The 12,541-nt window shown below is 72.2% G+C and carries 15 protein-coding genes; 8 read left to right on the top strand and 7 right to left on the bottom strand.

Annotated features, from left to right (window positions below; translation table 11 throughout):
• Positions 1 to 164 precede the first annotated feature (164 nt).
• Positions 165 to 854, bottom strand: a complete 690-nt coding sequence (locus KBB57_RS07095) for a hypothetical protein (RefSeq protein ID WP_290748034.1) — start codon at positions 852 to 854, stop codon at positions 165 to 167.
• 172 nt (positions 855 to 1,026) lie between these two features.
• Here KBB57_RS07095 and fabA point away from each other — a divergent pair, with 172 nt between their 5' ends.
• The 5 genes from fabA (at position 1,027) to KBB57_RS07070 (ending at position 5,549) form a co-directional block, all read left to right on the top strand.
• Positions 1,027 to 1,533, top strand: coding sequence for a 3-hydroxyacyl-[acyl-carrier-protein] dehydratase FabA (gene fabA / locus KBB57_RS07090; protein ID WP_290748032.1), 507 nt, complete (start codon positions 1,027 to 1,029; stop codon positions 1,531 to 1,533).
• A gap of 13 nt (positions 1,534 to 1,546) precedes the next feature.
• Positions 1,547 to 2,773 (top strand): beta-ketoacyl-ACP synthase I, encoded by a 1,227-nt coding sequence (gene fabB / locus KBB57_RS07085; protein WP_290748030.1) that lies wholly within the window; start codon positions 1,547 to 1,549, stop codon positions 2,771 to 2,773.
• Positions 2,766 to 3,560 carry an SDR family oxidoreductase gene (locus KBB57_RS07080; protein ID WP_290748028.1) on the top strand — a complete coding sequence of 265 codons (795 nt, stop codon included), beginning with the start codon at positions 2,766 to 2,768 and terminating at the stop codon, positions 3,558 to 3,560. The genes fabB and KBB57_RS07080 overlap by 8 nt, the downstream gene beginning before the upstream one ends.
• A 148-nt stretch (positions 3,561 to 3,708) precedes the next feature.
• Entirely contained in the window at positions 3,709 to 4,575 is an 867-nt protein-coding gene (locus tag KBB57_RS07075; RefSeq protein WP_290748026.1) for an alpha/beta hydrolase, read from the top strand.
• The gene (locus KBB57_RS07070) at positions 4,572 to 5,549 is read left to right on the top strand and encodes a threonine/serine dehydratase (RefSeq protein ID WP_290748022.1); all 978 of its coding nucleotides are present in this window, start codon (positions 4,572 to 4,574) and stop codon (positions 5,547 to 5,549) included. The genes KBB57_RS07075 and KBB57_RS07070 overlap by 4 nt, the downstream gene beginning before the upstream one ends.
• A 53-nt stretch (positions 5,550 to 5,602) precedes the next feature.
• On the opposite strand, the gene KBB57_RS07065 is transcribed toward KBB57_RS07070, so the two are convergent.
• The 6 genes from KBB57_RS07065 to cysG form a co-directional block, all read right to left on the bottom strand.
• Positions 5,603 to 6,277, bottom strand: a complete 675-nt coding sequence (locus KBB57_RS07065; protein ID WP_290748019.1) for a hypothetical protein — start codon at positions 6,275 to 6,277, stop codon at positions 5,603 to 5,605.
• A gap of 73 nt (positions 6,278 to 6,350) precedes the next feature.
• A complete protein-coding gene (locus KBB57_RS07060; RefSeq protein WP_290748017.1) occupies positions 6,351 to 6,779 on the bottom strand; it encodes a DUF934 domain-containing protein in 429 nt (142 codons plus the stop codon).
• Positions 6,780 to 6,790: 11 nt separating this feature from the next.
• Complete coding sequence (locus KBB57_RS07055) at positions 6,791 to 7,531, bottom strand: phosphoadenylyl-sulfate reductase (RefSeq protein ID WP_290748015.1); 741 nt, start codon at positions 7,529 to 7,531, stop codon at positions 6,791 to 6,793.
• Entirely contained in the window at positions 7,521 to 9,191 is a 1,671-nt protein-coding gene (locus KBB57_RS07050) for a nitrite/sulfite reductase (RefSeq protein ID WP_290748012.1), read from the bottom strand. Before KBB57_RS07050 ends, KBB57_RS07055 begins: the two co-directional genes overlap by 11 nt.
• Entirely contained in the window at positions 9,191 to 9,499 is a 309-nt protein-coding gene (locus KBB57_RS07045; RefSeq protein WP_290748009.1) for a DUF2849 domain-containing protein, read from the bottom strand. The genes KBB57_RS07050 and KBB57_RS07045 overlap by 1 nt, the downstream gene beginning before the upstream one ends.
• 1 nt (position 9,500) lies before the next feature.
• Positions 9,501 to 10,880: a siroheme synthase CysG gene (gene cysG, locus KBB57_RS07040; protein WP_290748007.1), complete on the bottom strand. Its 1,380-nt coding sequence runs from the start codon at positions 10,878 to 10,880 to the stop codon at positions 9,501 to 9,503.
• Positions 10,881 to 11,019: 139 nt separating this feature from the next.
• Here cysG and KBB57_RS07035 point away from each other — a divergent pair, with 139 nt between their 5' ends.
• From KBB57_RS07035 to KBB57_RS07025, 3 genes are all read left to right on the top strand, one after another.
• Positions 11,020 to 11,484, top strand: a complete 465-nt coding sequence (locus tag KBB57_RS07035; protein ID WP_290748005.1) for an Lrp/AsnC family transcriptional regulator — start codon at positions 11,020 to 11,022, stop codon at positions 11,482 to 11,484.
• Between the two features lie 73 nt (positions 11,485 to 11,557).
• Complete coding sequence (locus KBB57_RS07030) at positions 11,558 to 11,884, top strand: TIGR01244 family sulfur transferase (RefSeq protein ID WP_290748004.1); 327 nt, start codon at positions 11,558 to 11,560, stop codon at positions 11,882 to 11,884.
• 237 nt (positions 11,885 to 12,121) lie between these two features.
• Entirely contained in the window at positions 12,122 to 12,541 is a 420-nt protein-coding gene (locus KBB57_RS07025; protein ID WP_290748002.1) for a hypothetical protein, read from the top strand.

The raw sequence follows: 12,541 nt of genomic DNA, 5'->3' as shown, positions 1-12,541 counted from the left end.
GTCCAGACGCCTTTGACTTGGGGCCGCCGCAGAATACGGCGAGATCTTAAAAATCAGCGCGCCAATAGCGCACGCCTAATACGATCAACGTAACCGAATCGGTCTTCGCAAGCAAGCCGCATGGCGCCCCATAGCGCCCGGGGTTGCGCCGGGCGCGGGGAGCCTCAGCCGCGGGCGCGTCGTCGGCGCAGCCCGAGCACCCCGCCCGACCCGAGCAGGCCCGTGGCGAGAAGGGCCAATGCGGGCGGGAGCGGGACGGGGGAGACGCGGATGCGGTCGACGTCGATGTCGAGCGACCGCTCCTCGTAGGGGCCTTCGTCCGGGTAGAAGGTGAAGTTCAGCCCGCGCTCCATCAGCTCGTCGGTGTCGTAGGCGGTCGCGAGGTCGACGACGGGCGTGCGCGCGGTCAGCCAGTTGAAGCCGTCGACCGCATAGGTTTTCCCCGAGGTCTTCCAGGATTGGGTGGAATAGATGTGGAACATCGACATGCCGCCCGTCACCGCGCCGTTGCTGAACGCGCCGATGTATTCGGGGACGTAGTCCACCCGGCGGTCGCCGAAGCGCAGATCGACGCCGAGGCCGGGCGAGGACTTGTCGTGCCCGTAGTTGATCCCGGGGCCGCCGTCGATCTGCCAGTCCGACCACTTGTAGCCGAGGTCGGTGTCGTAGACGACGGAGAGCCGGGTGCGCGTGCCGGTCGCGACCGGGGCGAAGAAATCCGCGCCGTCGAAGCCGCTCGTGGCGGAGACCGAGCCGGTCAGCGTCATCCGCATGACGGCGGCGCGCGCCGCGTCGCCCGGGGCGATGGAGAGGAGGACGAGCGCCCCCGCGAAAGCCGCCTGTCGTGAGAACATCGCCGGAGCCTCCTGCTCACCCTCGCCGGGGAGGGTAACCGCAACCGGGCCGCGTATCCACCTCGCGCGCAAGGGCGGCGCGGGGGAGGCTGATGCTTGCGCGCGGCCGGCCTGCGATGCTAGAGCCGGCCGAAAGCGACGCCGGGAGGGCCGGCGAAGGGGGGCCCGGGGCATGACGGATAGGCCGACGAGCATTGACCGCGAAGGGCTTCTCGCCTGCGCGCGGGGCGAGATGTTCGGCCCGGGCAATCCGCAATTGCCGATGCCGCCGATGCTGATGATGGACCGGGTCACCGAGATCTCCGCGGACGGCGGGCCGAGCGGCAAGGGCCACGTGGTGGCCGAGTTCGACATCGACCCGTCGCTGTGGTTCTTCGCCTGCCATTTCATCGGCGATCCGGTGATGCCGGGCTGCCTCGGGCTCGACGCGCTGTGGCAGCTGACCGGGTTCAACCTCGGCTGGCGCGGCATGCAGGGCCGCGGCCGGGCGCTCGGCGTCGGCGAGGTCAAGTTCACCGGCATGGTCACGCCGAAGGTGAAGCTCGTCGAGTACCGGGTGAACTTCACGCGCGTCATCGACCGCAAGCTCAAGCTCGGCATGGCCGACGGCGAGATGCGGGCCGACGGCGAGCTCATCTACACGACGACCGAGATGAAGGTCGGCCTGTTCCAGGAATAAGAGGGAGGCGCCCATGCGCCGTGTCGTCGTCACCGGCCTCGGCATCGTCTCGTCCATCGGCGACAACGCCGAGGAGGTCGCCGCCTCGCTGAAGGCGGGCCGCTCGGGGATCAGCTTCGCGCCGGACTACGCCGAGCACGGCTTCCGCAGCCAGGTCCATGGGCGCCCGAAGCTGGTGCCCGCCGAGCATATCGACAAGCGCCAGATGCGCTTCATGGGCGACGGCGCGGCGTTCAACTACATCGCCATGGAGCAGGCGATCGCGGACAGCGGCCTCGAGCCGTCGGACGTGTCGAACGAGCGGACGGGCCTCATCATGGGCTCCGGCGGTCCCTCGACGATGAACCTGTTCGAGGCGCACAAGATCACCGTGGAGAAGGGCAGCCCGAAGCGGATGGGGCCGTTCATGGTCACCCGCTGCATGTCCTCGACCAACTCTGCGACGCTGGCGACGCCATTCAAGATCAAGGGGGTGAATTACTCGATCACCTCGGCCTGCTCGACTTCCGCACATTGCATCGGCAACGGCGTGGAGCAGATCCAGTTCGGCAAGCAGGACATCGTCTTCGCCGGGGGGGGCGAGGAGCTCGACTGGACCTTGTCGTGCCTCTTCGACGCGATGGGGGCGATGAGCTCGAAGTACAACGACACGCCGCAGACGGCGAGCCGGGCCTACGACGCGACGCGGGACGGGTTCGTGATCGCCGGGGGCGGCGGCGTGGTGGTGCTGGAGGAGCTCGAGCACGCGCTGGCGCGGGGGGCGAAGATCTATGCCGAGGTGACGGGCTACGGCGCGACCTCGGACGGGTACGACATGGTGGCGCCGAGCGGCGAGGGCGGCGAGCGGTCGATGCGGCTGGCGCTGTCGACGCTCGGCAACCGCAAGGTCGGCTACATCAACAGCCACGGCACCTCGACGCCGGTGGGCGACATCGCCGAGGTCGAGGCGATCCGGCGGGTGTTCGGTGAAGAGCACATGCCGAAGATCAGCTCGACCAAGAGCCTGACCGGCCATTCTCTTGGGGCGACGGGCGTGCAGGAGGCGATCTATTGCCTCCTGATGCTGCGGGACGACTTCGTGACCGCCTCGGCCAACATCACCGAGCTCGACCCGGCGTTGCGGCCGGGCGAGATCGTGACGGAGCGGATCGACAATGCCGGGCTCGACACGGTGATCTCGAACTCGTTCGGGTTCGGCGGCACCAACGCGACGCTCGCCATGAGCCGTTTCCATGGGTAGCGCCGGTCTGATGACTGGCAAGCGGGGACTCGTGCTCGGGGTCGCGAACGACCATTCCATCGCCTGGGGCATCGCCCGCGCGCTCGCCGCGCAGGGGGCGGAGATGGCGTTCACCTACCAGGGCGAGGGCTTCGGGCGGCGGGTGATCCCGCTGGTCGAGAGCCTCGGCGCGCATCTGGTCATGCCGGCGGACGTGCTCGACCCGGAGAGCCTCGATGCGGCCTTCGGGCGGCTCGCGGAGGAATGGGGGCGGCTCGACTTCCTGGTCCACGCCGTCGCCTATTCCGACAAGGCGGAGCTCGACGGGCGGTTCCTGGATACGAGCAGGTCGAACTTCCTGAACTCGCTCGACATTTCCTGCTACAGCCTCGTCGACCTGACCCGGCGGGCCGCGGCCCTGATGACCGAGGGCGGGTCGATCGTGACGCTGACCTATATCGGCTCGCAGCGGGTGACGCCGAACTACAACGTCATGGGCGTGGCCAAGGCGGCGCTGGAGGCGAGCGTGCGGTATCTGGCGAACGACCTCGGGCCGCAGGGGATCCGGGTCAACGCGATCAGCCCGGGGCCGATGCGGACGCTCGCCGGGGCGGCGATCGCCGGGGCGCGCAAGGTGTATCGGGCGGCGGAGATGAATGCGCCGCTGCGGGCGAACGCGACGCTCGAGGCGGTGGGGGGGACGGCGGTTTACCTGTTGTCCGACCTCGGGGCCTGCACGACGGGGGAGATCATCTTCGTCGACGGCGGCTATCACGCCATCGGCATGGCGCAGGCGGAGAACCTGTGAGGGGATTTTCGGCCCCTTCCGTGGGAAGGGCGTCAACCCTCTGGAACGGCCCGGAAAATCCGGGCTGGAACGCGGCTGGAATCCGGCTGGAATCCGGCTTGCCACTTTTTCACCGCCGGTTAACGGCCGGCGGCTGCGCGGAGGCCGGATGAACCGCTTCGTCACCCCGGACGGGCTGGGGCTCGCCTGGGAGGAGGAGGGCGCGGGGCTGCCGCTCCTGTGCCTGCCCGGGCTCACCCGCAACGGCTCGGACTTCGACGAGCTGGCCGCCGCGCTCGGCGGCCGGCATCGGCTGATCCGGCTGACCTTCCGCGGCCGCGGCGCCTCGGACCGCGACCCCGACTGGTCGCGCTACTCCGTCCCGGTCGAGGCGGCCGACGTGGTCGCCTTCCTCGACCATCTCGGCCTCGAGAAGGTGACCATCGTCGGCACCTCGCGCGGGGCGATCGTCGCGATGTTCCTCGCGGCGACGGCGAAGGCGCGGCTGGCGGGGGCGCTCCTCAACGACATCGGGCCGGAGCTCGACCCCGAGGGCCTCGGGGCGATCATGACCTATCTCGGGATCGCGCCGCGGGCGAAGACGCTCGACGAGGGCGCCGACGCGCTGGCGCGGCGCATGGGGGCGCGCTTCCCCGGGCTGTCGCGGGAGAAGTGGCTGTCGCTCGCCGGCCGCTGGTTCGACGCGACCCCGGACGGGCTGGCGCTCAACTATGACCCGCGCATCCGCGACGCCTTCGAGGCGACGGCGGACCATCCGCCCGTCGACCTCTGGCCGCTCTTCGAGGCGCTGGCGGGGCTGCCGGTCGCGCTGGTCCATGGCGCGAACTCCGACCTCCTCAGCCGGGAGACGGTGGCGCGGATGCGCGCCCGCCTGCCCGACATGATCGTCGCCGAGGTTCCCGACCGCGGCCACGTCCCCTTCCTCGACGAGCCGGAGGCGCTCGCCGCGCTGGAGGCGCTGGTGACGCGGGTCGAGGATGGCGGGACGACGGGCGGGGCGACCGGCGGGGCGTGAGCGACATCGGCCGCATCCGCGCCGCCGCCGCCCGCGCCCGCGGGCATGTGCGCCGCACGCCGCTGCTCTCCTCGCCCGGGCTCGACGCCCGCGCCGGGCGGCGGGTCTGGGTCAAGGCGGAGTGCCTGCAGGTGACCGGCTCGTTCAAGGCGCGCGGGGCCTGGGCCGCCGTCTCGGCGCTCGACCCGGCGACGCGGGCCCGCGGAGTGCTGGCCTTCTCCTCCGGCAACCACGCGCAGGGCGTCGCCTGGGCCGCCGCCGCCCATGGCGCGCCGGCGGTGATCCTGATGCCGTCGGACGCGCCGGCGGTGAAGATCGACGGCACGCGCGCGCTTGGGGCCGAGGTCGTGCTCTACGACCGGCAGAAAGGGGACCGCGCCGCGCTCGCCGAGGCGCTGCGCGCGGAGCGCGGACTGACGCTGATCCCGCCCTTCGACCACCCGGAGGTGATCGCCGGCCAGGGCACCACCGGGCTCGAGATCGCCGCCGACGCCGCCGAGGCGGGGATCGCCGCGGCCGAGGTGCTGGTCTGCTGCGGCGGCGGCGGACTCGCCGCGGGAATCGCGCTGGCGCTGGAGGCCGAGGCGCCGGGCTTTCGGGTGCGCACCGCCGAGCCCGCGGGCTTCGACGACATGGCCCGCTCGCTCGCCTCGGGCGAGGTGGTGGGCAACGCCGCGCTGACCGGCTCGATCTGCGACGCGATCCTGACGCCGCGGCCGGGCGAGCTGACCCTGCCGATCCTGCGCGAGCGCGCCGGCCCCGGCCTCGTCGTCACCGACGAGGAGGCGCTGCGCGCCATGGCCCTCGCCTTTGCGCATCTGCGCATCGTGCTGGAGCCCGGCGGCGCGGTGGCGCTGGCGGCGGCCCTGTTCCACGGCGACGCGCTGGCGGGGGACGACGTGGTCGCGGTGGCCTCTGGGGGCAACGTCGAGCGCGGGCTGTTCGCGGAGACGATCGGGCGGTTTCCGGGGTAAGCGGGCGTCCGCCGCGAGCCGAGGGGGGACGTCGCGCGCCCGCCCGGCCGACTTCAGAACCGGACGCGGAGGCCGATGGTGCCGTACTGGGCGCCGCCCCAGGCGTCGCTGACGAGGCCGAAGACGCCCGAGCGGTGGTGGAAGCGGAACATGAGCTCGTATTCCGGGTGGCTCGGCAGCGCGAAGGTGATCTCCGGCGCGAAGAAGTGCATGAGCCGCGATCCCTCGCCGTCCTTGGCGCGCGCCTTCTCCTTGTCGGAGATGTCGGTCGCGTAGTTGAACCCGGTCGAGACGGCCGCCGTCGTCACGATGCGGTCGTCCCAGGGGAAGCCGCGCCAGCGGAAGAAGAAGGCGCCCCAGACCTCGGTCTCGTCCTGCTTCTTCCACCGCTGGCCGACGCCGATCTCCGGCTCGACGTCGACATGCTTCCAGAGGGTGGCGATGCGCCGCGAGATCGTGGTGGCGACGAGGTAGTCGCCCTCGTAGTCCCAGGTGAACGGCGTCTCGGGACTGGTGACCAGCACCTGGCCCATCGAGTTGTCGACGTACCAGCCGGCGTAGATCGCCGTCGCGCAGTTGCCGGCGCAGGGCCCGGTGAAGGGGTAGAGCTCGTACCACGACCCGCCCTCCTCGGCCGCACACGCGCCGCAGGCGACGAGGGCCAGGGCGAGCCCGGCCAGAAGGGGGCGAACGAGGCGAATCGGCTTTCTCCGCGCAGCGCGGGCCACGGGGCAGCCGCTAGCACGGCGGCCAGCGGCTGCAAAAGCCCCGCGCGCGCGCCAGCGCGCGGGCGTGGCGCGATCAGCGCAGTCCGAGCTTGTGCTGGTAGGACGGCCGCGAGGGCCGGGCGCCCTGCGACCAGATCGCCTCGGGCTGGCGGGCCATGACGCTCTCGGGGATCTCGAGCTCGTCGAAGCCGACGGCCCAGGCGGCGGCCGCCTGGTCGGCGATCAGCGGGCCGGACGCGCGCAGTCGCCCGGCGTAGCCCATCGCGCGCAGCCGGCGCGCGATGGAGAAGCCGCGGCCGTCGCTCATCGCGGGGAAGCGCACGCAGACGAGCGCCAGCCGGTCGAGCCAGGGCGCAAGGCCGGCGGGATCGCGGTCGCTCGGCCAGTCGAGGGCAAGGGGGCCGGCCGGGGGCGGAGACGCCTCGTCGGCGAGGGCCTCGGGCGGCAGCAGGTCGCCGGTCCAGGTCTCGGGCGTCGGCCCGTCGCGGTTGAGCAGCGGCATGGGCGTCTCCCTCAGCTCGCGCGGCGGATGCGGCCGTCGGGGCCGAAATGGATGCCGCACTCGACCTTGTCGGTGCCGCGCCAGCGCCCGGCGCGCTCGTCCTCGCCCTCGGCGACCGGCGTGGTGCAGGGGGCGCAGCCGATCGAGCGGAAGCCCCGGGCGACCAGCGGATGCCGCGGCAGGTCGTGGAGCTCCATGTAGGCGCGCACCTCGGTCCCGGACCAGTGGGCGAGCGGGTTGACCTTCACCCGGCCCGCCTCCGGCTCGAAGTGGTCGAGCGTGGCGCGGGTGGCGCCCTGGAAGCGCTTGCGGCCCGTCACCGTCACCGGCCAGCGGCCCTCGACCCGCTCCAGCGGCCGGACCTTGCGCAGGTCGCAGCAGGCGTCGGGGTCGCGCCGGTTGAGCGTGCCGTCGGGATCGCCGGCGGCGAGGTCCGCCGCCGCCGGGGTCAGGCGGATCACCCCGGTCAGGCCGAGCCGCTCGGCGACCTCGGCCTGGTAGGCGATGGTCTCCTGGAACAGCATCAGCGTGTCGATCATCAGGATCGGCATGTGCCGGTCGATCTGCGAGGCCATGTGGAGGAGCACGACCGAGTCGGCCCCGAAGGAGGAGACCAGCGCCACCTCGCCGGGGAACTCGGCGAGCGCGCCCTCGAAAACGGCGCGGGGATGCGCGCCGTCGTAGGCGAGGTTGAGCGCGAGCGCCCGGTCGACGGCCGCGCCTTCCAGCGCGCCTGCACGTTCAAGCCGCATCGGAGCGGGCCTCCGCCTGGTAGAGGGCGGCCTTGAACGGCTCGACGCCGAGCCGGCGGTACGCCTCGAGGAACGTCTCGCCCGGCTCGAGCCGCAGCTCGAGATAGGCCTCGATCAGCCGCTCCACCGCCGGCACGATCTCGTCGTAGGCGAAGCCCGGCCCCATCTTCTCGCCGATGGCGGCGGTCTCGGTCGCGTCGCCGCCGAGGGTGATCTGGTAGTTCTCCACCCCCGCGCGGTCGAGGCCGAGGATGCCGATATGGCCGACATGGTGGTGGCCGCAGGCGTTGATGCAGCCGGAGATCTTGATCTTCAGCGGGCCGATGTCGCGCTGCTGGTCGAGGTCGGCGAAGACCTCGGCGATGCCCTGCGCCACCGGGATCGAGCGCGCCGTGGCGAGCGAGCAGTAGTCCATGCCCGGGCAGGCGATGATGTCGGAGACGAGCCCGGCGTTCGCGGTGGCGAGCTTCGCGGCCTTGAGCGCGGCGTAGACCGTCGGCAGGTGCGCCTTCGGCAGGTGCGGCAGGACGAGGTTCTGCTCGTGCGTGGTGCGCAGCTCGTCGTGGGCGAAAGTCTCGGCGAGGTCGGCCACCAGCCGCATCTGGTCCGAGGTGATGTCGCCCGGCGTGCCGCCCAGCGGCTTCAGCGAGATCGTCGCGATCGCGTAGTCGTCGCGGCGGTGCGCCTCGACGTTGACGTCGACCCAGGAGCGGAAGCCCGGGTCCACCGCATAGGCGCGCTCGAAGCCGTCGGTCGGCAGGGCGACGAAGGCGGGCGGCGCGAAGGCGGCCTCGATCTCGGCGAGGAGCGCCGGGCTCACGCCGCGGAACGCCGCCTTGCGGTGGACGAAGGCCGCCTCGATGCGCGCGCGCAGCGTGTCGAGCCCGACCTCGTGGACGAGGATCTTCAGCCGGGCCTTGTGCTTGTTGTCGCGGCGGCCGGCGAGGTTATAGACCTCGAGGATCGCCTCGATGTAGGGCAGCAGGTCCGCCTTGGGCAGGAACTCGCGCACCACCTTGGCGACCAGCGGGGTCCGCCCGAGCCCGCCGCCGATGCTGACCTCGTAGCCGACGGCGCCGGTCTCGTCGCGGCGCATGATCAGCCCGATGTCGTGGGTCTTGGTGGCGGCGCGGTCGTGCGGCGCGGCGGTGACGCCGATCTTGAACTTGCGCGGCAGCCAGTTGAACTCGGGATGGTCCGTCGACCACTGCCGGAGCAGCTCGGCGGTCGCGCGCGGATCCTCGATCTCCTCCGGCGTCGCCCCGGCGAGGTGGTCGGCGGTGACGTTGCGCACGCAGTTGCCCGAGGTCTGGATCGAGTGCATCTCGACGTCGGCCAGCGCCTGCATCATGTCCGGCACGTCGCGCAGCTTCGGCCAGTTGAACTGGATGTTGGTCCGCGTGGTGATGTGCCCGTAGCCGCGGTCCCAGCGGTCGGCGATCATCGCGAGCTGGCGGAGCTTGCGCGAGTTGAGCGTGCCGTAGGGGATGGCGATCCGGTACATGTAGGCGTGCAGCTGGAGATAGAGGCCGTTCCGGAGCCTGAGCGGCAGGAACTCCGCCTCGGTCAGGCCGCCGGCGATGCGCCGCTCCACCTGCTCGCGGAACTCGGCCACGCGAGCGTTCACGTAGTCCCGGTCGAAATCATCGTAGCGATACATCAGGAACGCTCCGCCTGGCGGCCATGCTGGGGATAGTTGGAGGGGCCGCGGGTGCGGAACACCTCGCGGAAATGCGCCGGCGCGGCGCGTCCACACTCGTCGATGTCGGCCTCGACCAGATAGACGCCGACCACCTGGTTCGGAAACTTCGAGGCGCGGGCCAGGAGGTCGTCGGCCGCCTCGGGGTTCACGGCGAGCGCCGCCTCGCCGATCTCGCGCGACCAGTCGCCCTCGGAGGTGAAATAGACCACATCCCCCTCGAGCAGGTCGTTGCCGGTCGCCATCTGGGGGTGGAACTTGCGCGCCATGTCAGAGCGCCTCCTTCAGCTCGGCCGCGCTGGCCGCGGCGGCACGGGGTTCGAGACCAAGCAGCAGCATCACCGGACCTTGCGGGTCCGCAGCGGCCAGCGCGTTCGGAAGCTCGACCAGCGTCGTCGCGATCACGCGCTGCCCGGGGCGGCTCGCGTTCTCGACGGCGGTGACCGGCGTGTCGGCCCGCGCGCCGTGCATCAGCAGCCGGCCGCGGAGGAAGCTGGAGGCGCGCACGCCCATGTAGATCGCGGCCGTCGCGCCGGGACGGGCGAGCTCGCGCCACTCCTGGTCGGCGAAGCCGTCGACGTCGTGCCCGGTCAGCACGCGGAACGAGGAGTTGCGGCCGCGCCGGGTCAGCGACTGGCCGATCGCCGCCGCGCCGGCGCTGGCCGAGGTCACGCCCGGGACCACGGAATAGCCGATGCCGGCCGCCTCGACCGCCTCGATCTCCTCGTCGAGCCGGCCGAACACCGCCGGGTCGCCGCCCTTGAGCCGCACCACGGTCTCGCCGCGCCGCGCGCGCTCGACGATGAGCACGTTGATGTCCGCCTGCTTCCACGAGGGGCCGTAGCCCTGCTTGCCGACGCCGAGGATCGTCGCCTCGCGCCGGGCGAGCTCGAGGATCGCCTGCGGCACCAGCCGGTCGTGGATGACCACATCGGCCTCGTGGAGGAGCTTGCGCGCCTTGAGCGTCAGGAGCTCCGGGTCGCCCGGGCCGGCGCCGACGAAATGCACGAAGCCCTCGCGCGCCTCGGCGCCCGCGGCGAGCAGCCGCTCCAGCGCCTCGCGCGCCGCCGCCTCGCCGGCCTCGATCGCCCGCGGCCCGCGCTCGAAGTAGAACCGCGTCCAGAAGCTGCGCCGCGCCTTGCCGTCCAACGTCTCGACCCGCGAGCGGAAGGCCTGGCCGATGCGGGTCAGCGCGCCGAGCCGCGCCGGCAGCAGCGCCTCGACCTCGGCCTTGATCTTGCGGGCCAGCACCGGGGCCGCGCCCTCGGTGCCGATCGCCACCGTCACCGGGTCGCGGTCGACGATGGCGGGGGTGATGAAGTCGCTGCCGTCGAGGTCGTCGACGATGTTGATGAGGGCGCCGGCCGCCCGACCGATCCCGGCCGCCCGCGCATCCGCCGCCGCATCGCCCGCCGCGCCGTAGACCAGCGCCGCCCCGTCGGCGTCGCCCGCCGCGATCTCGCGCGCGACCAGCGCGATGCGCCCCTCGGCCGCCCAGTCGAGGATTTCCCGCGCCGGCGCGTTCCCGTAGACCTCGATCGCCGCCTCGGTCTTGAGCAGCAGGCGCAGCTTCGCCACGGCCACCTCGCCCGCGCCGGCGACGACGACGCGGCGGTCGCGCAGATCGAGGAAGACGGGGTAGTGGCGCATGACGTCCCTGCAGCGGAATCTCCCCGTGAACATAGGAGATTTTCCCTCGGATTCTCAATGAGACGCTGGAAATAAGGAAAGGATCGCGGCATGATCGCAGCGAAGGGGAACGAGTTCCCGCGTTTCCGAGGGTTGGGGAATGGCGGCCGCGCTGGACGATCTCGACCGGAACATCCTCGCGATCCTGCAGGAGGATTGCAGCCTGCCGCTCGACGAGATCGCCCGTCGGGTGGGCGCCTCGAAGACCCCGGTGTGGAACCGGATCCGCAAGATGAAGGCCGCCGGCGTCATCAAGGCGGAGGTCGCGATCCTCGATCCCGAGGCGCTCGGCTTCGAGTCGTGCTTCTTCGTGCTGATCCGCACCTCGCAGCACGACGCCGACTGGCTGGCGCGCTTCCTCAAGGCGGTGCAGGAGCGCCCCGAGGTGCTGGAGGCCCACCGCCTCGCCGGCGACATCGACTACATCCTCAAGGTCCGCGTCGAGAACGCCCGCGCCTACGACGCCTTCTACCGGGCGCTAATCAAGGAGGTGTCGATCTTCAACGTCACCTCGACGCTCTCCATGGAGGAGATCAAGAACACCACGGCGCTGCCGCTTCGGTAGCGCCCCGGCTCTCGCCCCCCGCCGCGTCGCGTGCTAAGGCCGCTCGCCCGCAGCCTTCGCCGGAGCCCGAGACATGAGAGCCAACCGCATCTCCCCCGACTTCGCCGCCTCGCCGCAGATCGCGCCCGGGGACGTGGCGGAGATCGCCGCGCAGGGCTTCCGCTCGGTGATGTGCAACCGCCCCGACGGCGAGGAGCCGGGCCAGGTCGCCTTCGCCGAGATCGCCGAGGCCGCCGCGGCGGCCGGGCTGGCGGTCGCCCATGTGCCCGTCGTCTCCGGGCGGATCACCGAGGCCGACGTCGCCTCCTTCCGCGCCGCGCTGGCCGCGCTGCCCGGCCCGGTCTTCGCCTATTGCCGCTCCGGCTCGCGCTGCCAGAACCTCTGGGGCCTGTCGCGCTGACGCGAGTTCCGGCGCGCGCGCCCGGCCCTTTGCCGTTCAGGTCGTGCCGCCAGAACCTCTCGCCCGCGTCGCGCTGACGCGCCCGCGGCGGCGAGCGACCGACCCTTTCCAGCTCCGCGCGCGCTGCCAGAGCCTCCCGCGCTGACGCGCCCGCGCCGGCGCGTTCCGCCCTTTGCAGCCGATCGCGATGCGCTATCTGGCGGCGCGAACGAAGCTGCGTCGGCGGGCGGCCGGAGGATGGGCGACAGGTCCCGGAAATGCGAGATCGAGCGCGACCTGCGCCGGGCCTTCGGCGCGCTGGTCGGCGAGGCGCTGCCCGCGGCGGCGCGGCGGCGCGGCTGGCCGGTGGCGACGCCGGCGGCCTTCGAGCGGCTGATCCTCGACCACGTCCTCGACGCCCCCTTCGAGAGCGCGCTGCGCGGCCGGACCGCCGGCCCGCTCGAGCTCGCCATGGCGGTCGAGCTTGCGGCGCGAATGCTCGAGGGCGGCGTCTCCGTCGCCGCCGTGCAGGCGCGCTCGCGCGCGCTCCGCGCCGCCCAGCCCGCCTTCGCCGGCACCCCCGCCGCCCGCGACTGCGCCGGCGCCGTCGCCGCCCTCATGCGCCGCGCCGCCGCCGCCCATCCCCCCCGCCGCCCCGACGGCCGCGGCCGCAGGTAA

It is taken from the genome of Amaricoccus sp., from assembly GCF_017993425.1.
Lineage (GTDB): Bacteria > Pseudomonadota > Alphaproteobacteria > Rhodobacterales > Rhodobacteraceae > Amaricoccus.
The sequence above is the reverse complement of the archived record's forward strand: the minus strand, read 5'-3'. Positions and strand labels throughout refer to the sequence as shown.